The 26,466-nt window shown below is 47.0% G+C and carries 20 protein-coding genes; 8 read left to right on the forward strand and 12 right to left on the reverse strand.

What is annotated here, in order from left to right:
• Positions 1–2: 2 nt before the first annotated feature.
• On the reverse strand, positions 3–968 hold the full coding sequence (locus tag QQL66_RS15320) for an alpha/beta fold hydrolase (protein WP_284382572.1): 966 nt from the start codon (positions 966–968) through the stop codon (positions 3–5).
• 143 nt (positions 969–1,111) lie between these two features.
• Here QQL66_RS15320 and puuE point away from each other — a divergent pair, with 143 nt between their 5' ends.
• On the forward strand, positions 1,112–2,011 hold the full coding sequence (gene puuE, locus QQL66_RS15325; protein ID WP_284382573.1) for an allantoinase PuuE: 900 nt from the start codon (positions 1,112–1,114) through the stop codon (positions 2,009–2,011).
• A 110-nt stretch (positions 2,012–2,121) separates the two neighbouring features.
• Here the strand turns inward: puuE and QQL66_RS15330 are convergent, their stop codons facing one another.
• Entirely contained in the window at positions 2,122–3,348 is a 1,227-nt protein-coding gene (locus QQL66_RS15330; RefSeq protein ID WP_284382575.1) for a uracil-xanthine permease family protein, read from the reverse strand.
• A gap of 50 nt (positions 3,349–3,398) precedes the next feature.
• Positions 3,399–4,025 carry a uracil phosphoribosyltransferase gene (upp, locus tag QQL66_RS15335; RefSeq protein ID WP_284382576.1) on the reverse strand — a complete coding sequence of 209 codons (627 nt, stop codon included), beginning with the start codon at positions 4,023–4,025 and terminating at the stop codon, positions 3,399–3,401.
• A 329-nt stretch (positions 4,026–4,354) separates the two neighbouring features.
• Between upp and QQL66_RS15340 the strand changes: the two genes are divergently transcribed.
• Positions 4,355–8,044, forward strand: coding sequence for a hypothetical protein (locus QQL66_RS15340; protein ID WP_284382577.1), 3,690 nt, complete (start codon positions 4,355–4,357; stop codon positions 8,042–8,044).
• Positions 8,045–8,476: 432 nt separating this feature from the next.
• Here the strand turns inward: QQL66_RS15340 and QQL66_RS15345 are convergent, their stop codons facing one another.
• From QQL66_RS15345 to xdhA, 9 genes are all read right to left on the reverse strand, one after another.
• The gene (locus QQL66_RS15345) at positions 8,477–9,655 is read right to left on the reverse strand and encodes a urate hydroxylase PuuD (protein WP_284382578.1); all 1,179 of its coding nucleotides are present in this window, start codon (positions 9,653–9,655) and stop codon (positions 8,477–8,479) included.
• Complete coding sequence (gene guaD / locus QQL66_RS15350; RefSeq protein ID WP_284382580.1) at positions 9,655–11,010, reverse strand: guanine deaminase; 1,356 nt, start codon at positions 11,008–11,010, stop codon at positions 9,655–9,657. The genes QQL66_RS15345 and guaD overlap by 1 nt, the downstream gene beginning before the upstream one ends.
• A 51-nt stretch (positions 11,011–11,061) precedes the next feature.
• The gene (locus QQL66_RS15355; protein ID WP_284382582.1) at positions 11,062–11,586 is read right to left on the reverse strand and encodes an ureidoglycolate lyase; all 525 of its coding nucleotides are present in this window, start codon (positions 11,584–11,586) and stop codon (positions 11,062–11,064) included.
• On the reverse strand, positions 11,586–11,927 hold the full coding sequence (gene uraH / locus QQL66_RS15360; protein ID WP_284382583.1) for a hydroxyisourate hydrolase: 342 nt from the start codon (positions 11,925–11,927) through the stop codon (positions 11,586–11,588). The genes QQL66_RS15355 and uraH overlap by 1 nt, the downstream gene beginning before the upstream one ends.
• A gap of 69 nt (positions 11,928–11,996) precedes the next feature.
• Positions 11,997–12,551, reverse strand: a complete 555-nt coding sequence (uraD, locus tag QQL66_RS15365; protein ID WP_284382584.1) for a 2-oxo-4-hydroxy-4-carboxy-5-ureidoimidazoline decarboxylase — start codon at positions 12,549–12,551, stop codon at positions 11,997–11,999.
• Positions 12,548–13,693, reverse strand: a complete 1,146-nt coding sequence (gene alc, locus QQL66_RS15370; protein ID WP_284382585.1) for an allantoicase — start codon at positions 13,691–13,693, stop codon at positions 12,548–12,550. Before alc ends, uraD begins: the two co-directional genes overlap by 4 nt.
• 261 nt (positions 13,694–13,954) lie before the next feature.
• Positions 13,955–14,944 (reverse strand): xanthine dehydrogenase accessory protein XdhC, encoded by a 990-nt coding sequence (gene xdhC / locus QQL66_RS15375; RefSeq protein WP_284382587.1) that lies wholly within the window; start codon positions 14,942–14,944, stop codon positions 13,955–13,957.
• Between the two features lie 26 nt (positions 14,945–14,970).
• The gene (xdhB, locus tag QQL66_RS15380) at positions 14,971–17,409 is read right to left on the reverse strand and encodes a xanthine dehydrogenase molybdopterin binding subunit (protein WP_284382588.1); all 2,439 of its coding nucleotides are present in this window, start codon (positions 17,407–17,409) and stop codon (positions 14,971–14,973) included.
• Positions 17,402–18,955, reverse strand: coding sequence for a xanthine dehydrogenase small subunit (xdhA, locus tag QQL66_RS15385; RefSeq protein WP_284382589.1), 1,554 nt, complete (start codon positions 18,953–18,955; stop codon positions 17,402–17,404). Before xdhA ends, xdhB begins: the two co-directional genes overlap by 8 nt.
• A 544-nt stretch (positions 18,956–19,499) precedes the next feature.
• On the opposite strand from xdhA, the gene QQL66_RS15390 reads away from it, so the two are divergent.
• The 6 genes from QQL66_RS15390 (at position 19,500) to QQL66_RS15415 (ending at position 26,318) form a co-directional block, all read left to right on the forward strand.
• The gene (locus QQL66_RS15390) at positions 19,500–21,128 is read left to right on the forward strand and encodes an ABC transporter ATP-binding protein (protein WP_284382591.1); all 1,629 of its coding nucleotides are present in this window, start codon (positions 19,500–19,502) and stop codon (positions 21,126–21,128) included.
• A 3-nt stretch (positions 21,129–21,131) separates the two neighbouring features.
• Complete coding sequence (locus QQL66_RS15395) at positions 21,132–22,217, forward strand: ABC transporter permease (RefSeq protein ID WP_284382592.1); 1,086 nt, start codon at positions 21,132–21,134, stop codon at positions 22,215–22,217.
• Between the two features lie 75 nt (positions 22,218–22,292).
• Positions 22,293–23,219 carry an ABC transporter permease gene (locus QQL66_RS15400; RefSeq protein WP_284382593.1) on the forward strand — a complete coding sequence of 309 codons (927 nt, stop codon included), beginning with the start codon at positions 22,293–22,295 and terminating at the stop codon, positions 23,217–23,219.
• A gap of 172 nt (positions 23,220–23,391) precedes the next feature.
• Positions 23,392–24,468: a BMP family ABC transporter substrate-binding protein gene (locus QQL66_RS15405; RefSeq protein ID WP_284382594.1), complete on the forward strand. Its 1,077-nt coding sequence runs from the start codon at positions 23,392–23,394 to the stop codon at positions 24,466–24,468.
• A 206-nt stretch (positions 24,469–24,674) separates the two neighbouring features.
• Positions 24,675–25,466, forward strand: coding sequence for an outer membrane protein OmpK (locus tag QQL66_RS15410; RefSeq protein WP_284382595.1), 792 nt, complete (start codon positions 24,675–24,677; stop codon positions 25,464–25,466).
• Between the two features lie 210 nt (positions 25,467–25,676).
• Entirely contained in the window at positions 25,677–26,318 is a 642-nt protein-coding gene (locus QQL66_RS15415; RefSeq protein ID WP_284382596.1) for a TetR/AcrR family transcriptional regulator, read from the forward strand.
• The last annotated feature ends 148 nt before the right edge of the window (positions 26,319–26,466 follow it).

Consider the following 26,466-nt stretch of genomic DNA (forward strand, 5'->3'; position numbering starts at 1 on the left):
TTTTAGTCTTCTATCAGCCAACCCAATAGTACCTTCTGATACTCCTTACTCAAAGGGTACAAATGCCCCTCGGAGGATAAAAATTCCAGCTGAGCCCCAGGTATAGCCTGAGCCATATGAAACACAAACTCCTTAGGAACGAGCTTATCCTCTCCCCCCTGCACCAGCAAAACCTGAGAGCTTACATCTCGTAACCCAAAAGGCCAGGGCTGCCATTGCGTTGTAAGATCCTGTATGGCCCCATGAGCCCCCTGGGCAAACGCCTCTTCCTGATTTAATAGAAACAACGCCTTAACACCCGGTTGCTCCAAAATAGTTCTATCCGAGAGAGACACCTCTTGTTCCGTAACCTTAAAATAGACATTTGGCAGTTTATGACTGGCCCAGCCAACCATAGAAATCAATCCGTGAAATAATCGAGGCGTTTTATCGGACAGCAGCGGTCCTGGTCGATGGTATTGCTTCATAAGCGCTTTAGCACTTGGCATTTCTCCAAAATTGGAATAACTCGATGCCACCACCACTCGACGAACCAACGCCGGATAATAAGAAGCAACCGCCAGCGACGGAGGTCCTCCGCTGGACCACCCCATCAAAGATACTGGCTGATTTAGCCCCAACCTTTGGTAAAGCCACTTCGTATCCTCCGCATAATCCGACAGTGAATACTCCGCTTTATAATCCGAGCAACCAAACCCCGGACGCTCTAGAACATATAAAGTAATGCCTGCGCTTAGCGCATAATCATGAAAAAATAGTGCTTCAAATCGGGAGCCAGGATTCCCGTGTGCATAAAATACAATACGCTGATTTGAAGCCCCCACACGACTCCATGAGATTTGGCGCCCCTGCTGATTCCTGGCCTGAAATTGTTCATAACTGCCGTAACGCAAGGACAGCTCATCAGGCAATGGCGCACACAATTCGTCAGCTACCACTTCAATATAGCAGCCGAGAAATAGCATCATAAATACCAACAATCGGAAAGCACTGTTAATTCTCAAAAAGAAAATATTAACCATTGAGTCAACTTTTTAAATCCAATACCATTCATCATATTTGTGATAAATCTACGATAATTAGCATTAAAACGTAAGCAGAGAACTCATAGATGACCTACCCAAGAGATATGATTGGCTACGGCCAGCACACCCCAGATCCAAAGTGGCCAAATAAGGCCCGAATCGCAGTCCAATTCGTAATTAACTATGAAGAAGGCGGTGAGAACTGCATCCTGCATGGTGATAAAGCGTCCGAAGCGTTCCTGTCAGAAATCGTAGGAGCACAAGCGTTGGAAGGCGTTCGCCATATGAATATGGAATCCATTTACGAATATGGCAGCCGAGCTGGCTTCTGGCGCCTTCATCGCATGTTCACCGAACGTAACATGCCGGTAACAGTGTATGGTGTGGCAACCGCGTTAGAGAAGAATCCGGATATTGTAGCTGCAATGAACGAAGCCGATTGGGAGATAGCATCACACGGCCTCAAATGGATCGATTATCAGTACATCGACAAGGAAGTAGAACGCGAGCATATCCAACAGGCTATCGATATCCACACAAAAGTAACCGGACAACGTCCACAAGGCTGGTACACAGGACGCATGAGCCCAAACACTCGTGATTTAGTCGTTGAAGCCGGTGGATTCATGTATGACTCAGACGCTTACGCCGATGACCTACCCTATTGGTCGCACGAACACAAAGATCACCTGATCATTCCATACACCTTGGATACAAACGACATGCGCTTTGCCACCAACCAAGGGTTTAACTCAGGCGATCAGTTTTTTAGTTACTTAAAAGACTCTTTTGATGTTTTATACGCTGAAGGAGAAACCGCACCGAAAATGATGAACATTGGCCTACATTGTCGATTGGTCGGTCGTCCTGGTCGTGCAGCCTCTTTAATGCGATTCCTGGACTATGTTCAGTCTCATCAGGATGTATGGGTTACCCGAAGAATTGATATTGCTGAACACTGGCACACACACCATAAGCCTAAGTAAACTCAGCACGATAAGATAACCCTTACCCAGAAACGAAAAAAGCCACGCTGGAGAAACCTCTCCAGCGCGGCTTTTTATTTTGAATCAGGATTGGACTGCTGATTACTTAGCTATTCACCAAGATGTTTCGGCAAAACCAAGTTCAGAACAATTGCAGCAATCGCTGCAAGGCCGATCCCCTTCAGCATCAAATCACCCACTTGCAACGCCATTCCACCAATACCAAACACCAGAGTTACCGCAACAATCACCAGGTTACGAGGCGCGGTAAGATCCGCTTGTGCTTTCACCAGTGTATTCATCCCAATCGCAGCAATGGTGCCGAACAACAAAATCAGGATACCACCCATCACAGGCACAGGAATGGTCGATAACATCGCACCCAGCTTACCGCAGAAGGACAATACGATGGCAAACACCGCCGCCCAAGTCATGATCACAGGGTTAAAGGCTTTCGTAAGCGCAACCGCACCAGATACCTCGGAATAGGTAGTGTTTGGTGGACCACCCACCAGTGCCGCAGCGGAAGTCGCCAGACCATCACCCAACATAGTGCGATGCAAACCAGGCTTTTTCAAAAAGTCTTTGTTTGCTACAGCACTTATCGCCGTCACATCACCAATATGCTCCACCGCTGGCGCAATTGCGATTGGCAAGATATACAGCACCGCCTGCCAGTTCCACTCAGGTAAAGTAAAATTCGGTATCACAAACCAAGCCGCTTCGTTCACCGCCTTGAAATCCACCATGCCATAGGCAATTGCTGCTGCATATCCTGCAATGATTCCGCTCAAAATTGGCAATAACCGGAACAAGCCCTTCGCAAACACCGACACACCGATAGTGACAAACAATGAAATCGCCGCAACAACTAACGCATCCGTTTGATCAACCAACTGAGCCGAACCATCACCGGCTTGCCCCATCGCCATATGAACAGCCACTGGCGCCAAACCAAGACCAATCACCATGATCACAGGCCCAACCACAACTGGCGGTAATAAACGATGAATAAATCCTTGTCCACGCCACGCGATCAGTGCACTCAGTACCATGTACAACACACCTGCGGCCGCCAGACCTGACATGGTCGCAGCTATGCCCCATGTTTGGGTGCCATAAATAATCGGTGCGATGAACGCAAAAGACGACGCCAAAAAGACCGGCACTTCTCGTTTCGTCACCAACTGAAAAATCAGGGTACCGATCCCGGCCGTAAATAATGCCACAGCAGGATCCAAGCCCGTTAAAATAGGCACTAACACCAAGGCGCCAAATGCCACAAACAGCATCTGACCGCCCAGCAGCGCAGTCTGCCAGGTTTTCATGTTATTCATTCAGTTTTCCTTGTATCAGGTAGTAGAGCGTTGGTTCTTATTAGAATCGATTATCGAGTACCAAAGATTTTATCACCGGCATCGCCCAAACCAGGGATGATATAAGCGTTCTCGTTCAAGTGACTATCAACTGATGCCACATACAAATCTACATCAGGATGCGCTTCTTGCACCTTAGCCACACCTTCCGGAGCAGCTACAAGGAACAAGCCCATGATTTTGGTACAACCCGCTTTCTTAAGCAGATCTACGGTAGCAATGAATGAACCACCCGTTGCCAACATAGGATCAATAATCATCGCCACACGCTGATCGATGTCTTTTACCAGTTTTTCAAAGTAATAAACAGGTTCAAAGGTTTCTTCATCACGATACAAGCCAACCACAGAAATCTTGGCACTAGGCATCATCTCAAGGACGCCATCCAACATCCCGATGCCTGCACGAAGAATAGGTACGACAGTTACTTTCTTGCCCTTCAATTTTTCAACTTCAGCAGGTCCGGACCAACAATCCACCGTTACCAATTCAGTTTCAAAGTTCGCCGTTGCTTCATAGGTTAAAAGTGCACCAATTTCTCCCGCTAACTCACGGAAACGCTTAGTGCTGATCTCTTTTTCACGAAGAATGGATAATTTATGTTGGACAAGGGGATGCTTAATTTCATGAACAGCCATGAAGAACTCCAATTAATGCGATGGGCGATGAAAGAAAAGTATTGCCAGATAGGTATAGACTAGCAAAGCTAATGCCACCACCTGACTAATTGGGCAGCTATTTTGCCAAAGGGCGCGTCCGAAGAAAAGCTGTCTTCACAGTCAAAACAAGCTTTTCGTCTGAATTTGTCGATTTTTTGAACAAACAAAACCGTACCTCACGTCACATTTTTACAAAACTTATAATTTCATTTTCTAGACGCAGTGTTATTATCGAAGCAACAATCTAATTTTATCGATACATCTTTCGTTCATATTCATACAAAAATAATAAAAACAGGATGCCAGTCGTGACCAAGCAATTCGTCTATCGCACTTCCATTGTTCTATTTTCTGCAATTCTGACTGCCTGCGGTGGCGGCGGTGGAGGTGGAAGCTCAGACAACACTTTCAAGGGTACGTTTTATGACAGCGAAGTGTCGGGTTTAAGATATGTATCGCCCTCTTTTTCCGGAAAAACAGATAGCAAAGGCCGCTTCGACTATGAACCAGGAGAAACTATTAGCTTCTATATCGGCGACATGCTCCTAGGCACCACAACAGCTCGACAAGCGGTAACACCTATAGAAATCATTGATAGCGTCTATCAGGATGTCATTGAAGAAACCACAACAGACACTACGACGCCAGAAGACCCAGATGCAGAGCCGCAACCTGAACCGGAGCCAGAAACAGATCAAGAGCGAGAAGCTAGAGAAGCCAAGGAGCTAGCTGAATTCACAGAACGAAGAGAAAAGAGACGCGACCGTGGTACGATCAACATGGTTCGCTTTTTAATGAGCCTCGATTCAGATAAAAACCCTGATAACGGAATCCAAATTTCAAATTCCGTCCACAGTTTATTCACCCAAAACAATATCGCTACACCTTACTTTCACAATACCCTGATTGAATTTGGCAAGTCGGATGAAGTTATTAACATCCTAAGCCAAGTTCAAGGAGTTCAGTCTGCATCGAATATTGAGACACTCACATCAGCTGAGGAAGCAAGATTTCATTTCGGAACAACCTTAAAGAAAAAACTAGGAAAAACGGATACCGACCGCGATGGTGTTCCTGATGTAATTGATCAATCTCCTAAAAAAGCCGAAATGTATTCAGATATTGATGGCGATGGCACCCATGACAGCAGCGATGCATATCCGGAGAACCAATTAGAATCGCAAGATACTGACGGAGATGGTACTTGCAGCGAAGAGGATGGCGAGCTAGAGCAAGCATTAATTGATTTTGAGACCAACAACCGACCTAAATGTATCAGTGACTTTTATACCATCAACTTAACGGCTGACACGGGCTATTGCCCATTAGATGAGAATGGCAACCCTCTCGACTGTACCGGAAAATACCGACTTTGTGTTGATCTTGATTCAACCGATGATAAATCCGAGTGCATCGCCGGTGACGGCTGGGGTGACCGAAGTGATCGTTTCCCTACTGACAAGCTTGACAATATAGATTCGGATAACGACTTATACGGTGATAATGCCGAAATTCAATTCTGGGCTGAACGAGACCCAACGGTTGTTGACCCTCACCTGAACAAAAACATTGGCATCGATACCGATGGAGATGGTTATTACGATAAAAGTGAAAAATACCCGAATAACCCAAATGAACACGCGGACGAAGATAAAGATGGCTTATGTACAGCCGCTGAAGTTGCTCAAGCGAAAGCTGATTTCAAGGAAGGCAAAGCACCCAAGTGTGTTTCCGATAGTTTTATAATCAAGAAAGCAAGGCTTCTCGAATGTCTAGCTCTAGGATCAGATCATGCCACAAGTTGCGCTGCCTCCATCTGTCCTAGGGAGCTAGATGAGAATGGAAATATAGTTATAGAGGATAATAAAGAAAAATTAGACGAGAATTGCGTTGGCGGCTTTAAAATCTGTTTAGACCTTGATGGCGATGGTGTTTGTATTGCTGGCGATGGATTTGGTGATAATGACGATGCCTTTGATAAAAATCCCTCAGAACAGATAGATGCCGATAATGACGGCTATGGTGCCAACGAGGACCCAAACGATAACGACCCTAATGTAGGGCTCGATTCGGATAAAGATGGGGTATTCGATCATGACGATGAGTTCCCCTCGGATGCAAATGAACATACAGATACCGATGGGGACGGGTTTGGTGATAACGGTGACGCCTTCCCTAATTACCCTTATGAGTGGTTAGATTTTGACAGGGACGGTGTTGGTGATAACACAGACTACTTTATTTTGGACCCTACCGAGTATCTCGACTCTGATAATGATGGTGTAGGTAACAACGCTGACCTATTCCCTCTTCACAAAGACTACTCTATAGATACTGACTCGGATGGAATGCCTGACGAGTGGGAGACACTGTATGGTCTAAAACCATTAGTAAGTGAAAATGCATTCGCTGATTCAGACAATGATGGCATCACCAATCTTCAAGAGTTTATTAATGGGACGATTCCTACCCTTCCTGATGAAGGAGAGTCCAAATCACCGTCCGATGCTAATACCCTTCATTCTTGGAGCTATCGCGATATCTATACAGGTAAAAACCTGTTTAGAGCCTTTGCAACTCAAGATGCCTCATTAATTGAAGTGATGAATCTAGGCGAAACAGATGCAAATAGCTCGGTAATTGCTCATAACGGCATTGCCTACACCACCCAATCGGGTGCAATGAAGGCAACGAAAGTAGCCACTCAGTCAGAAATTTGGACTGGAACAAATGTTTCAGCCGATCCAGACGCATTATCGCTCAATGAATACTCTATCTGGATAACCAACAATTCGTTTTCTTCAGTAAATATCAATAACGGGCTAAGAACACCGAACTTTAACTTACCTAACTTTCCAAAAGACAAGGAAACCCTCAAAGACTTTATTATCTATCAACCGGATGAAGAGTCTGACACAACCAAGCGTTATCACTTAACTAAAAACAAAACCATTAACTTCCATCCTGCGGTATTTAAGACCGTCAGCTATAAAACAGCTGGATCAGATGACATAGTCACAGCACGTCGAAACAAGTCTAAGTTGTATCAGGATCATTCTTACATCTATCAAGTGATTCGAGACGAGCTAGGCGGCAATGGTTATTTGACCAATGAAATTCAACTCGCTATTTACAACAAAGAGAACGGACAACCTCTACAGAAACTGACTTTTGACGAAGACGGACAGGTGGTAGACGATGAGCCTGAAGATACAGAAATCACGCTAGACACCGACTTTATGGGTATAGCCGAAGCTGAAAGTAATTGCGGAATTAACCTACAAAAGAAAGATCTTATTCTTGTTCAGTGTTATTCCTCGACAGACCATAAAGTATACGCTGTTGCTCACAATAGAAATTATGCTGTCCCTGGTGTCGAGCGTTACACACTCATTAGTACAATTGACTTAAGCGATTATCCGACTGACTTTTTATCAATGGAATCCATTAGCGAAGACAGCCACGTATTAGTACTAACCAATAATTATGTACTAACGATAGATACAACCAATACGAAGGTTAGTGGAGAGCTTGGGCTTTCGGCACAATTAATAAATAACGACCCAGGTTTCCAAGGGGCGAACGGGCGCATCATCCCTCTTCAGACCAACAACAATATGTCATCTGCGTATATAGCCAGCTTCGATAACTTCACTGTATTTGCAGTGAATGGCGGGATAACAACAATTCCTGAGTCACTGGAGGCAATAGATGAAGTCGGCTTAATCTACACAAGAGATGACTCTAATGAGGTTCATGCCTATCGATTGAATGAGTCAGACAACGAAATCCCTAATTGGTGGAAACGCACGTTCGACTTGAATATCTTTAATACTACGAATGACTTTACCTACTCAGTGCCTGACGGTGGAGACACACCAGTGGTGGACAATGCAGATATTGTTGACGCCGATGGGGACAACTTTTCACTAATAGACGAGTATCAAAACCATACAGATCCGACAGTAGCAAATCAAAATAATGATTCAGCTAACTGATCGTTAATAAAATCTGTCAGCAAAGCCGCTCACCTGAGCGGCTTTTTTATGCAGATCATTTCTTACCTGACTATCAACAATCAACAATCAACAATCAACAATCAACACGGCAGTCTAGTTGGCCAAACCTCAGACTAATGTAGAATTAAACAAAACAGGAATAGGAAATACACAGGAAAAAACGGGGCACACACAGCTCAAAAACTTGGTAAGTTCATAGCTTCAGGAAAGCCGTGTGGTTGATGGTCAACACCTAGCCTTGTTGAGTCATCAAGCCCCTTAAAAAGTACAACTCTCGTTGTATTACTCGGAGGGAGTATAAAAACAGAACACCGGAGCGCGGCGTTGCAATCACCAAAACCGTGCCCCACGTCCATTCCCATGGTCGGTAACGGACGTAGTATGACATCTCACTTTATTTGACTTACGCCATTACTTCGACAACCAGCCAATCACTTGCTGACGTTCTTCTTCCGTCATTTGTGTCAGGTTGCCTAACGGCATGTATTTGGAATTAATGACTTCCACTAACTTAGGTTTCAAGAGGTTCACCTGATCCAGCGTTTCAAGCATTACACCGGCCGGAGGCGACGCAAACCCGGCTTGCGTTGGCGATGCCGCATGGCAGCTAGCACAACGTGCTTGAATAATCGCCATACCTTGCTGATCAGTGAAGCCTGCAACAGCCTCTTCATTCACTTCCACCGGCTTTGGTGCAATCCAAACAGCAACGCCCGCCATCATGATGACTGCGATCACCAGAATGGATGGTTTGAATTCACCACGATGACGCAAGTTAAAGAAGTGGCGAGCAAAAGCCAAAATGAAACAGATCGCAGACAACACCAACCAGTTCAGCTCATGGGAATAGGTCATTGGGTAGTGGTTACTGATCATGATGAAGATCAGAGGCAGCGTGAAATAGTTGTTATGGGTTGAGCGCAGTTTTGCAAAGGCCCCGTATTTCGGGTCCGGCGCTTCGCCACGCTGTACCGCTTCTACTAACGCGCGCTGAGAAGGCATGATCCCAAGGAACACGTTGCCCGCCATGATGGTGCCAATCAACGCACCGACATGAATGAAGGCACCACGCGGAGAGAACACTTCACTGGCAAACCACGCCATAAACACTAAGAAAGAGAACAACACCAAGCCAAACGCTTTACCATTATGGCGCAACGGCGTTTTAACCAACATTTCATATACCGCAAAGCCTACTGCGATGTAGCCCATGCCAAGGCCGATGGCTTGCCATTGGGTCAGCTCAAGACGAGAGTTATCGATCAAGAAACTTTCTGCACCGATGTAGTAAACAATCCACAACATGGTCATACCGGTTAACCAGGTAGTGTACGCCTCCCACTTAAACCAGTGCAGGTTTTCCGGCATTTTTTCAGGCCCTAACTTGTACTTGGCCACCTCATAGAAGCCACCGCCATGAATGGCCCACAAGTCACCACCGATGCCTTTGTCTTTCTTCCATTGCGGCGGATTTTCAAGACTGTTGTCCAACCACACAAAGTAGAAAGACGCACCAATCCAAGCGATCCCCGCTATCACATGAAACCAGCGGAAGAATAAATTCGCCCACTCTAATAGATACGCTTCCATTAAGCCGCTCCTACTTCTTTATTTTTGTTAGCTTCCGAGACACTTGAATTGTCACGGTCGTGAACACAGTTACCCGCCACATAAGTCGCACGTACAGCACGGTCATCACCGAGAATGATCATCGCGAACAGCTTCTCAGCCAAGGTCTTACACTTCGACTGCTTTAAGCTCATCAGCGGTGTACTGTTGAAATCCAGTACTGCGAAATCGGCTTCATTGCCTTCTTTGAAGGAACCAATTTTGTCTTCTAATTGAAGCGTCTTGGCATTACCCAAGGTGGCAAGATACAAGCTCTTCAATGCCGACAACTTGTTGCCATTCAACTGAGTCACTTTATAGGCTTCATTCAAAGTTTGGAGCATAGAGAAACTGGTACCACCGCCCACATCGGTAGCCACACTGTAAGCCACCTGCTCCTCTTCCAGCTCTTTGATGTCCAGCAAGCCACTGCCCAAGAACAAGTTAGAAGTCGGACAGAAAGAGACACTCGACCCGGTTTCACGGAAACGCTGATGCTCACGCGGTGTTAAATGAATACCATGCGCAAAGACACTGCGTTTACCCAACAAACCGTATTGATCATAAACGTCCAGATAGTCTTTGCTGTCCGGGAACAACTCCTGAACAAAGGCCACTTCGTCTTTGTTTTCCGAAATGTGCGTTTGCATGTACACATCCGGGTACTCTTCCATCAACTGACCGGCTTTTTGAAGCTGCTCTTCGGTTGAGGTAATGGCAAAACGTGGCGTTACCGCATACAACTGACGGCCATTGTTATGCCAGGCTTCAATTAACTCCTTGCTGTCTTGATAACTGCTTTCCGGAGTATCACACAAGAACTCCGGCGCATTGCGATTCATCATCACCTTACCGCAGATCATACGTGTGTTACGTTGCTCAGATGCTTCAAAGAACGCCTCTACAGACTGCTTATGCACTGTGCCGAACACCAACGCTGTGGTGGTGCCGTTCTTAAGCAATTCATCCAGGAAGAAGTTGGCAATGTTTGATGCGTACTCTTTGTCTTCAAACTGACGCTCTGCCGGAAAGGTGTAGTTATTCAACCAATCCAACAATTGCTCGCCGTAAGACGCAATCACTTCTACTTGAGGAAAGTGAATGTGAGTATCAATCATCCCAGGAATGATCAGGTGATTTTTGTACTCAACCACAGGAATGTCCGAAGACAGTGATGCCAAAACGGCGGCGGCCTCACCTACTTGCGATACCTTACCGTTTTCAATCAGCAAGGCGCCGTCTTCAAAGAATTGGTAGGCATTTTCACCATCCACATCCGGGTCGGACAGGAAGTGCAGAATAGCGGCTCGATAAACAGTCGGGCTCTGTGCATTCATTTGATTCAATCTCTCTAATCAGCTTTTTGTTGATCCATAGTGCCTAGAAGGCTAAAGATCTATCGTTATGTTCAGTGCTTTATCGAAGAAAAACTCTTCGCAGTTATTACCTTCGCCCTTGCGATCCACCACCAGGAAGTCACACACTTTGTTCAATCCAAGGACGGGGTGATGCCAGGTATTCAAATGGTAATTAATACCCTGCGTGCCCTTAGCCAAAAACAAGTGCAAATGCTCAGGGGTTAGCGCTTCCACCGAATCAGCCACCAGCACCAAATAATCTTCACCAGACAGAGGATGAAATGACTGACTGCCTCGCGGATGACGCTCCATCATCTCGATGTTCATCGGCATCGAGCGAGGTTGCGCGCGAAAGATATTGATTACAGCCGTATCTTCCGGCGATGACAATTGCACCTTAGCCAAGGAATCGTAACGCTCAGTATTGCCGCCATTAATCATGATCAGATTATCTTGGGAAATATTCCCAGTCTGATCTTCTATCTCAACCACATCACCAAACGGCGCAAACGCCTCTTTGGTTAATGGCTTTGGTGTTAACTTGTAGCTAGTCATTAACTGCCTCGATACGTCGAGATACCGTAAGCGGATACCAGAAGCGGCACATGATAATGCTCTTCCGGCTTCTCAATACGGAAATCAAAAGTCACCACTGGGTAGAAACAGGTCTTACCTTGCTTCTCAAAATACGGGTCCGTCGCAAATTCAATGCGGTAGATCCCTTTTTCACGTTGCTGACCATCCAACCAGTCGGTAATGCGGCCATCGGCATTGGTTTCACCAGACGCAATCTCAACCAGCTCGCCATCAATTTGCTTGTACAGCTTTACAGCCATACCTTGAGCCGGGCCACCAAGGTTGGTATCTAGAACATGTGTTGTGATAGGGCTTGCCATCGTTAAGTCATCCTTCTAGTAAAGAGCGTTTTACCTCGGTAAATCCGCTCTTATAGATTCATAATCAGCTTATCGTTCAGAAACCTTGGTTTCAGGATTCACATCCGTCGGTAATAACTTATTGATACGGATTGCGGTAATCTTTGCTTGCTCACCGGCTGCAGTTTGCAGCTCCTGTTCGCGAGAATTTGGCAAACGACTCTGCAAAATTTCCAACATTTCTTCAGCGCTTTTACCGGTAGCACACACGATAAAAATAAAGCCGTTTTGCTGTTCGTACTGAGTATTACCATCCGCCAACGCCTGAATGGTTGCTTCATTCGCTTCATTAACCGAGGACTGCTCACCCGAGGCCAACTTCTTGGTATGAGCAAACTTTTTACGAAGGCTGCTGACATCACCAATTTTCGGGTGACCTTCAAACGCTTCTAGAAAATCTGCTTCACCTAAGCCATTCCAAACCTCTAATGCCACTTCCTGACATTGAGCGATGGACACAAACGGACGACGCGCCACCATGCCCTCAATCCAACGGGAAGAAGTACAGCAGTTCTCAAACGCAAAACGCGCATCCTCCTCCGACAGATTATTTAGCTGACTCAAGGTGTAGGTTAGCTCGCTCATACAGGAAAACCCCAAAGGCGAAGTCTGCTAATCCCACCATCTGGATACATCTTGATACGCACATGAGTAAAGGCCGCTTCACCACTGACCAATTCGTCTTTAAAAGTATGCTCACGGTCTTCGTACAACTTGGTTCGACCTATGATTGGCTGCCAATTGATGTCGGCGTTGTTTTTCGTAGTAAGGGTTGCCGCACTCTCGCCACCCTCTTGATTCACAGAAAGTGCATCCGCATGGGCATCGGCTTTCAGCATCTCGATGTCTTTGGCTTGCGCTTCGGTTAATACCGCACCTTCGATAGAGAAGGCATCCGGGTAGTTACCTTTAAAGTGACAGGTATCCACAAGAATCTTTTGGATCGAACCTTTCGCCGCCAATTGAAGAATGTACCAATCGTTATCACGATCTACCGTTGCATCACCAATGGCACGACGACGTTTGGTTTCCCAACCATCACCCATATTGGCGCCGCGCTCAGGCATGATCAGGTTTTCCATGTGACTGAAAAACATGTCTGAACAGACCAATGGGCGTGCACCGTTCTTGATGTAAGCAAGGTCCACCGGCTCACCTTTAAGGAACCAACCCCAATCCGGCGCGATGTCACCATACACACGCAAACGCGCCACACCACCGTCTGGGTAGATATGGAAACGAACGTGCGTCCAAACGCCTTCACTGTCTTCATCAACAACGGCATCAATCAGGTTTTCACTGCCTGGCTGAACTTCTGTAATTGGTACGATTTCAGTCCATTCAGTACTCTCGTCCGGCTCACCTTTGATACGACAGGCTTCCATCGAAACCTTCTGAGGTGCGTTACCCAAGAAATGATTGGTATCGGCATTAATGCCTACGATTTTGCCCTGTGCACCCAATTTAATGATGCACCAGTCGTGGTCCAAACCATCAGACGACGAACCGTCAGGGCGGAAACGACGACGGCGAGATTCCCAGCCGTCCATCCACTTACCGCGATCCGTGTATTTATCATCAATAAAAACGCCACGACCCGGCTTCAGCAGGTTTTCCATCTCAGCGAAGAAATCATCACTGCATGACAGGGTTTGACCACCCAAACGACGACTTGCTAAATCGGTGTATCTTTCAGAAAAGCGATTTGTTTCTACTTTCAATGACATCAGTTCTACCTACTCATAACCCTAGATGAGATAGCCCCTAGATAAGAGCTGTCTTTAATTTCTACTATTTCAATTTCGCACTTGGCGCTTAATTCAAGAGCAAGATCACTATCTGTTTTCTGAAACAGCAGCATGGATGCTGCGGTAGTTCAGAGGCACATGGATGTGCCTTCTGAACGGTGAAAGAAAATACGATAGAATCTTGCTCAGCAAATATGTCGGGAAGTTCAAAGCAACTTTCTGTCGACGTTTAAAAAAGAATTAACTTTTAACCGTCGTATTCTTTATGGTTTCATTCTTAACAGTAAGCACCGCACCTTGCCCTTCCGTGTTGACCTCAGCACCTAACTCGCTGCCCAGCTCTTGCTTAATATCTTTCCAGGCCAGCCCACGTTTTTGTTGCGTCACCTTGCCATCGTTTTCAATGGCAATGAGTTCACCGGCGATGGACACGGCCACTTCCATCGGAAGTTTGCCCGGCACTTCACTCAAGCCAACCGGGCATTTGATCTGGTTAATTTCATCCAATGAAAAGCCGCGATGTTCAAGGCGCTTAACGAAACGCTGAGCTTTGGTGTCCGAACCGATCAGCCCAACATGACGCAATGCGTTACCGGCTTGCAGACGCTTCAACGCCGCCACACATAATTCATAATCTAACTGATGATTATGAGTCAGAATCAACACGTCCGCTCCTTCCGGCAAGGTAGCAATCTCACCACAAGGATCGTCCGTGACGACTTTGGAAACATTGGCAGGCACAGACGCAGGAAACTCCTCTTCACGAGAATCCACCCACGTCACTTTGCATGGCAGACCAGAAAGAATCGACACCAAAGACTTCGCCACATGACCGGCACCAAACAGACCAATGTTGAACTGACAACCGGCAAAGGTTTCCACCAACACCGTGGCACTGCCGCCGCAGCACTGACCTAAAGAAGCACCTAAAGGAAAATGCTGGATTTCTTGAACAGAACGACCTTCGGCAATCATTTCACGGGCTTTGTTGGTCACCACAAATTCGAGATGACCACCCCCAATGGTGTCGAAGGTAGCATCACCGGTAATGACCATTTTGGAGCCCTGATCCCTTGGCGTAGAACCTGTGCATCCCAAGACCGTAATCAAGGCATAAGCCACACCCGACTGCTGACAGTGTTGAATCGCATCAAACCACTTCATCGCAGGCGAGAACTTTTTATTTTCAAAACGGTTACTTTCAAAACTGCCATCATCAAACGCTTTCATAGTCATGACCTTTCTTACTTAACCTATTAAGCGTCCGCTGCGTCTGTATTTGCCATCTGCTCACGAACGGCCATCACCGAGTTCAACACACACTCAGGTGTCGCCGGCGTGTTCATTGGCGGGCTGATGGTGTAATCCGAAATGCTGGAAACTGCATCACGTAAAGCCGACCACACAGCAATACCCAACATGAATGGTGGTTCACCCACAGCTTTCGAACGGTATACCGTCTCTTCACCGTTCGGGCGGTCTTCCAACAGCTTCACTCGGAAATCCATTGGTGTATCACCCACGGCAGGGATTTTATAAGTCGCCGGGCCGTTGGATTGCAGTTTGCCAAGGTTATCCCACACCAGTTCTTCAGTGGTTAACCAACCCATGCCCTGAACAAAGGCGCCTTCAATCTGACCAATATCAATGGCCGGATTCAATGAACGACCCACATCATGAAGAATGTCGGTTCGAAGCACCTTGTATTCACCCGTTAAGGTATCAACCAAGACTTCAGAAACAGCGGCACCATTCGCGTAGTAGTAGAACGGGCGACCTTTGCCGGTTTCACGGTCGTAGTGGATCTTCGGTGTTTTATAGAAGCCGGTCGATGACAGAGGCACGCGCCCCATATACGCCTGCTGAACGAAATCAGCAAACGGTACCCATTGCTCTTCGCCAGCATCATTGGTCACAACTAAGTGATTCGATTGCAGACGAACTTTGTCTTCTGCAACGCCATAATGCTCAGAGGCAAACTTGAACAGGCCTTCTTTAATACGCAGACAGGCATCACGTGCCGCCATACCGTTCAGATCAGAACCCGACGAGGCCGCTGTTGGCGAAGTGTTCGGCACTTTATCGGTACGGGTTGAAGACACCTGAATGGTATCCAAGTCCACCTGAAACTCTTCCGCCACTACTTGCGCCACTTTCAGGAACAGGCCTTGGCCCATTTCGGTACCACCGTGGTTTAGGTGAATACTGCCGTCTGTGTAGATATGAACCAACGCACCGGCTTGGTTCAAGAACTGAACCGTAAACGAAATACCAAATTTAACCGGCGTTAACGCCAAGCCTTTTTTCATGAACGGGCTGTTGGCGTTGAAGGCTTTGATCTTTTCACGACGCTGCCAGTAGTCAGAACTGGCTTCCAGCTGTTCGATCAACTCCGGCAACACATTGTGTTCTACGGTTTGACCGTAATGGGTTTGGTTACGCTCATCGACCTGACCATCGGCGGTTTTGATATGGTCGTGCTTTACGCCATAGAGGTTGCGCTTACGGATGGTCAACGGGTCTTCACCCACATGACGAGCGATGTCGTCCATCATCAGTTCCGCAACCATCATCCCTTGCGGGCCACCGAAACCACGGTAGGCTGTTGCAGACACGGTATGAGTCTTACAACGATGACCCGTTACCGTAGCGTTATTCAGGTAGTACGCGTTATCGGAGTGGAACATGGCACGATCGACAATCGCGTCGGATAAGTCTGGCGAGTTACCACACTTACCGGCCACCATGATTTCGGCACCTTGGATGATGCCGTGTTCATCGACCCCCACATCATAGGTGTTCAGGAAGTCATGGCGCTTACCCGTCATCACCATGTCGTCATGGCGAGACATACGATACTTCACCGGCTTACCGGTTTTGTTCGCCAATAATGCAGCAATACAGGCCAAAGGAGCCGCCTGGGTTTCTTTACCACCGAAACCACCGCCCATACGACGTACTTCCACCTGCACTTTATTGATGCTGACGTTCAATACTTCGGCAACCAGCTTTTGAACTTCGGTCGGATGCTGACTGGAGGTATACACCATCATGCCGCCGTCTTCAGTCGGCATTACAGAACTCACCTGCCCTTCTAAGTAGAAGTGCTCCTGACCTTTTACATACTGCTGGCCTTGAATGCGGTGTGTCGCTTCAGACAAAGCTTTGGCAGAATCACCACGTTTATGCTGATGGGTCGGGCGAACAAAGTGATTCTTTTCTAACGCTTGCTCTACGGTCAGCACCTTATCCAGCACTTCGTATTCGATTTCAGCCAATGCGATCGCTTTCTTCGCTTGCTCAAAACTCTTGGCTGCGACGGCGAAGATGGGTTGACCGACGTATTCACAAATCTCTTCAACCAAAACCGGGTCACCCGGGAATACAGGTCCAATGTCGGTATGACCAGGCACGTCTTTCACCGTAATTACCGCTTCAACACCCGGTGCGGCGCGAACGGCCGAAAGATTCATCAGCTTGATACGCGCATGCGCGTGTTGGCTACCACCAACTGCCACGTGCAACTGATTCGGATATTCCGGCATATCATCAACATACACCGCTTTACCGGTCACATGTTTTTCAGCACTTTCGTGCTTCATGCTCTGCCCTGTTTTACCCTTAGAAGGACGCTCGCGCACTGGTAAGTCTTGAGAGCCAGCAACATTATCAGGAAGATCAATTAACTTACGCATGATAAAACTCTCCCGTCAGGCTGGTTTGGTTGATGATGTCAGAAGTAGCAAGTTCGGAGGTATGCACTTGTTCGATGCGAGAAACCAGTTGAGGATTCAACAACTCAACCGCGCACTTATGAATCAAGCCTTTAGCCACATTGATACGGTAGTCGGCAGTCGCGCGAACATCCGTTAATGGCGTAAAGTCTTTGCTTAACTCGCTTGCCGCTTTAATAAAGGCACTTTCAGAAATGGTTTGACCCAGCAAGGCTTTTTCCAGCTTGCAGGCCGATTTAGGAATCGCCGCCATACCACCAAAGCCAGAACGAACATCCGTGACCTTGTTGTCATCAATGGTAAAGACAAAAGCCGCCAGCACCGCTGAAATATCATCTTCAATACGCTTGGAAATCTTATATACCTTAAGCGCTTGGTTTTCTTTCAAGCGAGGAATTCGAATAGCGCGAATGTATTCGCAAGATTGCAACGCGGTTTGTTTGTAATCGAGGAAGAACTTATCCAAAGACAACCAACGGTGGGTGTTCTTACTGACCAGTTCAATCTCAGCACCTAACGCAATCAATACAGGCGGTGTGTCACCAATCGGTGATGCGTTACCAATGTTGCCACCCAAAGTGCCATTGTTACGCACTTGGCGAGAGCCCAGACGATCCAATAACGCAGCAAATTCCGGGTAATGGGTTTTCAGAGTCGGTTCGATCTCGGCATAGGTCGCGGCCGAACCGATGGTAATGAAGTCGTCCTGAACCTCGATGGTTTTCAACGATGGAATAGAACCAATCGACACCAGCTTGTTGATCGACTTATGAAATTGCGTCACTTCCAAGGCAAGATCGGTTGCACCGGCTACCATACGTGCGTCCGGATGTTCAGACAGTAATTCCTGTAATTGAATTTCATCGTCCACAACCCACGCTTGACCTTTCTTCATAGCGCGGAAGCGCGTACGGGTTTCCGCTTCCACACCGGCGTGTTCAACCGGTTTGGAGACCAATTCTTCCGGCTGCCAGATTTCAACATTGTTTGTGGCTGGGTAGGCATGCATGTTTTTCGCGGCGTCGATGATCGGACGATAGCCGGTACAGCGGCACAAGTTACCAGACAAGGCATCGAGGATTTGATGCTGAGACGGCTCGCCTTCGACGTTTTGATGCAAGGCCGCCAATGACATGATGATGCCCGGCGTACAGAAACCGCACTGGGAACCGTGATAATCCACCATCGCTTGCTGCGCGGGATGCAGTTGTTGACCATCCGCTAAGGCATCAACAGTAATGACGCTTTTGCCATGCAATTGAGATAAGAAAGTGATGCAGCCATTGATGGCTTTATAATGCCATTTGCCTGCATCAACATCGTTATCGTCTTTTGAAACGGGAATTTTCTCACCCAACAAAATACTGCATGCACCACAGTCTCCAGACCCACACCCTTCTTTGGTGCCCGTCAAAGATTGCTGTGTACGTAAATAGCGCAACACCGTCATATTCGGTGAAATATCGGCTTCTTCTACCCACCGACCATTTAGACAAAATTTAATCACGTCAAAACCTGCATCGAGTCTTCAACTTTCCGACAAACGTACAGAAAGCCTGATTTTTATTGTTGGCCTGTATTAATTATGACCTATTTGTAGCATCTGGTATGATCAGACATCCGAAAAAGTAACATTTCCAAATTAATTCCTGACCAAATAGACAAGATTTAAAATAAGATACAATTTTTATTCCAAAAAGAAAACAGGCATCGCATTTTCTTTTTAACCGCCTATCTATTTTAGGTTTATTACGAACGATCACTGAATCCCCCACCAATATAAAATTTCTATTAGCACCAAACATGACCAATTGGTTACATATATGCACCATTCGCACGCACACTTTTACACACCCACCAAAATTGATCATTTAATAACCTAACAATTAATTTACAATATCGTGCTTCGATATTTTTTATCACTCCCTAAGCCATTGATCTAAGTTGACTTTCTGGACAATTTTTACAAAAAGTACTATTTTTCGCACAACTTTTTGAGAGATTGGCAAAGAACTTGCCTTCAAAAACTGTCCATTTGGTCAGGTTAGGTTATGAAACGTATTGAATTAACGAATATCACCAAGCGATATCCAGGCTGTATTGCCAATCAGTCTGTGGCGCTATCTGTGGATGCGGGAGAAATTCATGCACTGCTTGGTGAGAACGGTGCAGGTAAAAGCACCTTGATGAAGATTATCTATGGTGTGGTCAAGCCGGATGAAGGCACCATGCTGTGGGAAGGCCAGCCTGTTACCGTTCAAGGTCCAGCTCATGCCCGAAAACTAGGCATTGGTATGGTTTTCCAGCACTTCTCATTGTTCGAGACCCTAACCGTCGCGGAAAACATTGCGCTTAGCCTGCCAAAAGAAGAAGTGTCCTCACTTGATGCGCTTAAAGCTCGTATCGTTGAAGTCTCCGGTCATTACGGCATGCAGTTGGACCCGGATCGCTATGTTCATACCCTGTCTATCGGTGAGCAACAACGGGTAGAGATTGTTCGCTGTCTGCTGCAAGACGTAAAACTGCTGATCTTGGACGAACCGACGTCAGTACTTACACCGCAAGAAGTGGACACCCTATTCAAAACACTTCATCAGTTATCGGATGAAGGCTGCAGCATTCTGTTTATTTCACACAAGCTGGATGAAGTACGCGCCTTGTGTGATGCCGCGACCATCCTTCGCGGCGGCAAAGTCAGTGGCGATTGCATCCCTAAGGACACCACCACCGAAGAAATTGCTCGGTTGATGGTAGGTGATGACACACCACTGACCGAAGATTATGAGAAGGCCATTGGTAAAGATCCGTTCTTAACCATTCATGCGCTGGATTTTAAATCCGATGACCCGTTTGCTACCGCCTTAAAAGGCATCGACCTGGAAGTAAAAGCCGGAGAAATTCTCGGCATTGCCGGCGTTGCAGGGAATGGGCAGGAAGAATTACTGAACCTGATCAGTGGCGAAGAAACCACCAAAGCGGACAGCATTTGTTTCGAGGGAGACAAGGTCGGTAACCTGACCCCGGAGAAACGTCGCCTTAAAGGTTTGGGCTTTGTTCCGGAAGAACGTTTAGGCCGTGGCGCTGTACCGGATATGTCACTGGAAGAAAATGCCCTGCTCACCGGTTACCAAGGTGAGCTGACCAATAAAGGCTGGATTAACACCGCGAAAGTCAAAGCCTTCGCCAAAGACATCATCGAAAAGTTTAACGTCAAGACCGCCGGTTCGCAGGCCCAAGCCAAGAGTCTTTCTGGCGGGAACCTGCAAAAATACATCATTGGCCGTGAAATTCTTCAGAACCCTAAATTACTGGTGTGTTCACACCCTACCTGGGGCGTCGACATTGGCGCGGCCATTTTGATTCGTCATGCCTTGATTGATTTACGTGATCAAGGCGCTGCCGTTTTAGTGGTCTCGGAAGACATCGACGAGCTGTATTCCATCAGTGATCGTATCTGTGCGATTTGTGATGGACGCCTGTCTCCAATCAAGCCAACTAGTGAAGTATCCATCAATCAACTGGGTATGTGGATGGCAGGGGATTTCAATGCACCGGCCAGCAAAGAAGCAAGTGCAGAGTCAAACCGTTCAGCCTCAGCCAATACCTCACCATCGAATGACACACCATCAAATGACTCATCTTCGAACGAAAGTCCTTCCAACGCAGCGGGAGGTCACTAGCCCATGCTTCATCAATTAACTCTAGAAAAACGGCCTTCTGACTCGAAAACAATGGCCTATCTGTCTCCGGTTTTGGCCATCGTACTAACCCTGGTTAGTGGTGGGCTACTGTTCGCGTCTTTGGGGAAAAGCCCGATGGACGCGCTATACACGTTTTTCGTGTCTCCGTTAACCGATCTCTATGGCTGGACAGAACTTTTCACCAAAGTCGCACCATTGCTGTTGTGCGCTATGGGCTTAACCCTGTGTTTTAAAGCAAAAATCTGGAACATCGGTGCCGAAGGCCAGTTTATTCTCGGTGGTCTTGGCGGTGGCTATCTGGCGCTGGAATTGCTGAGCGTTGAGTCTTACTGGGTACTGCCGGCAGTTCTCTTCTTTGGTGCAATCTGCGGCATGTTATGGGCAGGTTTGGCCGCGCTGTTGAAAACCAAGTTTGGTGCCAATGAAATTCTGACCACCATCATGCTCAACTACATTGCCTTGAACTGGTTGTTGTATGGCGTGCACGGGCCATTGAAAGATCCGGAAGGATTTAACTTCCCGGAATCCGCGATGTTCTCCGAGTTCAGCACATTGCCTTTGGTGTTCGAAGATTACCGACTGAACATCAGCATTTACTTTGCGTTGTTTGCCGTTGCCATCATCTGGGCGCTGCTGTCCAAATCGCTGATTGGTTTCCAGATTTCGGTGATGGGTGAAGATAAATCTGCGGCTCGCTTTGCCGGGTTCAAGGAGAAGCGCCTAACCTGGTTTGCACTCCTCGCTTGTGGCGCGTTAGCCGGTCTAGCAGGCGTGTCTGAAGTGACCGGTCCGGTTGGGCAGCTCACCCCACATATTTCTCCCGGCTATGGTTACGCAGCCATCATCGTGGTGTTTCTTGGCAGAATGCATCCGGTAGGAATTCTACTTGCGTCTATGTTGTTAGCACTTACTTACATGGGCGGTGAGATGGCTCAGATGGATTTATCGTTACCCAAATCCTTAACCGGGTTATTCCAAGGCATGTTGCTGTTCTATCTGCTGGCCTGCGATTTATTAATCAGTTATCGAATTGTACGTACACGAGCTACGAAAACAGCAGTGCAATAGCGAAAACAGCGGTGCAAAAACCGGCTAGGCATAAGCAATACGTAACGCAACACGAACGAAGAAAAGATTATCATTATGGATATCGATTTAATTACTAACATCTTATTTGCGACCGTGCGTACCGGCACCCCGCTGATTCTGATCGCGTTGGGCGAGATGGTCTGTGAGAAATCCGGCGTACTCAATCTCGGTCAGGAAGGCATGGTCTTAATGGGCGCTGTGCTTGGGTTTATCGCTGCGGTCGTCACCGGTAATGCAGGCTTTGGCATCATGGCCGCCATCGTTGCGGGCATGTTAATGTCGGCGCTGTTTGGCTTCCTAGCGATCTCTCTGGTGTCTAACCAAGTAGCCACCGGTCTTGCATTAACCATCTTTGGTATCGGTTTGAGCGCCTTCTTAGGTTCCAACTACGTCGGCATGGGCTTGGAAGGCATCTCAGCTTGGGAAATCCCACTGCTTAGCGACATTCCTATCATCGGCAAGATTCTCTTCTCTCACGATCCATTGGTTTACCTGTCCTGGATCATCTTCGGACTGCTGTTTTGGGTGTTTAAACGCTCTCGTATTGGTCTAACCATTCGTGCCGTCGGTGAAAATCCGGAAGCCGCTAACGCAACCGGTATCTCGGTAATGAAAGTGCGTTATGGCGCAGTGTTATTTGGTGGCGCAATGGCCGGTCTGGCTGGGGGTTACTTGTCCCTTGCTTACACCCCGATGTGGAATGAAGGCATGTCCGCCGGACGCGGCTGGATTGCTCTGGCCCTAGTGGTATTCGCCAGCTGGAAGCCAGAACGCATTCTGTTGGGTGCCTACCTGTTTGGAGCGGCTAGCATCATGCACCTGGTACTTCAGGGATTAGGTTTTGAAGCATCACCCAACCTACTGGCGATGCTGCCGTACGCTGCAACGATTTTAGTACTTGTACTGCTTGCCAATGATTCCATCAAGGCCAAGCTCAGCACGCCATTGGCTCTGGGCCAACCGTATCGTCCACAGGTTTAACGGTAGCCATAGCCAAGAATCGTCAAGAGAGACAACAAGATAATTACAAACAGAACGCTCACCAATTACGTTGAACGTTCTGAATAAAGAAAACAGAAAACGAAAACTCACAATTTAAAAAACTAACAAACTAAAAACGTAAACAGTTTTTACACATTAATGAGGAAGCACTATGACTCGCAACATCACTAAGCTGTTCTCAGCAGCAGCTTTGGCACTTGGCTGTTCATTAGCTAACGCTGATGACCCACTTAAAATCGGTTTCGTATACGTTGGCCCAACCGGTGACGCAGGCTGGACTTACTCGCACGATGAAGCGCGTAAATATGTTGAAGCGCAATTGGGTGACAAGGTTCAAACCAGCTACGTTGAAAGCGTGGCCGAAGGTGCGGACTCCGAGCGAGTAATCCAACAGTTGGCGAAGAAAGGTCACGACCTGATCTTCACTACATCCTTTGGTTATATGAACCCGACCCTGAAAGTTGCGAAACGTTTCCCTAAAGTAAAATTCGAGCACGCGACAGGTTATAAGCGTGGCAAGAACACCGGGACCTACTTCACTCGTGCTTATCAAGGCCGTTATTTATCTGGTTTGATCGCCGGTAAAATGACTAAAACCAACACCATCGGTTACGTTGCGTCATTCCCGATCCCGGAAGTTATTCGTGGCATCAACGCCTTCACTAAAGGCGCTCAGGAAGTAAATCCAGACATCAAAGTTAAAGTGGTTTGGGCAAGCACTTGGTATGACCCTGCCAAAGAGCGTGAAGCAGCGGAAACCTTGATCCTTCAAGGCGCTGACATCTTAACTCAGCACACCGACTCCGCAGCGGTGATTCAAGCGGCTGAATCAAAAGGCGTTTACGCCATCGGTTACCACTCAGACATGTCTGTTTACGGTAAGAAAGCACACTTAACCTCAACCATTCACAACTGGGGCGAACTGTATCTGGCAAAAGCCAAAGCCGTTATGGACGGAACCTGGAAATCTGAAGATGTATGGCCTGGTATTGCTGAAGGCACAACCGACCTGGCACCTCTAAACCCGGTTATCCCTGCAGACGTTCAGCAATTGGTTGCAGAGAAGAAGCAAGCCATCAAAGAAGGCAAGCTGCACGTATTTGATGGCCCGGTATACAACCAAGCGGGTGAAGAAGTGGTTCCTGCTGGTTCAACGCTTGAAGACGGCAAACTGCTTGGCTTCGACTGGTATGTGAAAGGCGTTGAAGGCAAATTGCCTCAGTCTTAATGACCTAATCGAGTCTTTCAATCCTCTGTTCTGGCTGTAGGGAGCCATAGCCCAACCAGCCAGAACAGAGACCCAAACCGACGTGATGATGCGCTTTACCAGATAACAAATAGGCTGAACCAGACACGCTTTAAGCGTTGGATTCAGTGCTGTCGCGCTCGGCTTGAATAACATGACAATAAGAGAAGTAACAACAAGGAAACATCATGAAAACACTTAAAACTTTACCATTAGCAGCTGCTATCGCTGCAGGTTCTATGATGGCTGCAAACGCACAAGCAGAAATGTTCTGGAGCGATAACAGCATTACGTTGCTATACGGATCTGATTACGAGATCACTGATGAAGATATGACGACGATCACGCTTGAGCACGTGTCTGGTCATAACTGGGGTGATGTATTCCTTTTTGTTGACCGTCATAACGGCAGTAACAACGAATACAAAGAAACCTACGGTGAAATTTCTCCACGCATCAGCATCGGTAACCTAGTTGGTTCAAAACTGGAATTCGGTCCTGTAACAGACGTATTCCTGGCTGGTACTTATGAGTTCGGCACAGCGGAAGACAATTCAGGTTTCTCTTTCAGCCAAGACAACTACCTATACGGTATCGGTTTGGACTGGAACCTTCCTGGCTTCAAGTTCTTCCAAACTAATTTCTACTACGCGAACAACGAACAAGTAGAAGACGATCAGCAAGTAACCATCGCTTACGGCGTACCGTTCTCTGTAGGTTCATTAGACATCATGGTCGATGGTTACATTGATTGGTCTACAGGTGAAGAAGATCACGCCTCTGACTTCCACTTCAACCCACAAGTACGTGCAGACGTTGGTAAGTACATGGGTATCACCAAGTCTAAACTGGAAGTTGGCTTCGAGTACTCTTACTGGCACAACAAGTTCGGCAACGGCGACAATGCATTCCCGGTTGCAGTTCTTGGTAATGACAACGACGAAAGCGTATTCAGTGCCTTGGTTAAATTCCATCTTTAATGGAAATAAGTACTCTCTACTGAGTTAAGTCAGTATTTATGTACTTAATGGCCCATGTCCTCTGGGCACGGGCCAATTACCCTGACTATAATTTTTTGACCTTGTCGCACAAAGAATACGAACAATCTGCTAAAATGCGCCACATTAATCAAAATAACAGAAATGATTAGCTTAATGCGCCTTGGACGCATCGTATAAAAGAGGTTTGTTTTGAGTACTGAACCACGTAAATATAAGCCCGGTAAGATTCGTGAACACAACAGCCAGAAGATTCTGGACGCTGCGGAACGAGAATTCGTAAAACACGGCTACAAAGGCACCAGCATGCAATCCATCGCAGATGCAGCCGAACTCCCCAAAGCGAATGTTCACTACTACTTCAAAAGCAAACAGAAACTCTACAGCGCCGTTCTTGAAGAGATCCTGGAGCGCTGGAATGAAGTCATTGCAGACATGAGTGCTGACGGTGACCCGGCCGAAACACTGGAAAACTACATCCGCGCCAAAGTTGACTTATCCATTCGTTTTCCACACGCGTCAAAAATCTTTGCCACTGAAATCATTCAGGGCGCACCAAATCTAAAAGAACACCTACGCACGGAAATGCGTCAGTGGGTTCGTGAAAAAGTAAAAATTATTGAAAGCTGGATTGCCCAAGGCAAGATGGCCAATGTCGACCCGGAACATCTGATCTTCATGATCTGGTCAACCACACAGCATTACGCTGACTTTGAAACTCAAGTGCTGACCATCACCAACAAACTTGAATACGAAGCCGACGACATTCAAAAAATCAGCGACTTCTTGTGTCATATGATTTTGAGTGGCTGTGGATTGAAACCTGCGGCATAAAACGCAGAGTCATAATTAAGAAATACCTAGAAGAAAGGCAACCTAACCTTGCTTTGCCACTCCTTACGTTAAGAAATTTAGGGCAAAAAAAACCGGACTTAATAAGTCCGGTAAAGGTTGGATTCGAGAAATTAGCCGAAGAAACTAA

It is taken from the genome of Litoribrevibacter albus (assembly GCF_030159995.1).
GTDB classification, from domain to species: domain Bacteria; phylum Pseudomonadota; class Gammaproteobacteria; order Pseudomonadales; family Litoribrevibacteraceae; genus Litoribrevibacter; species Litoribrevibacter albus.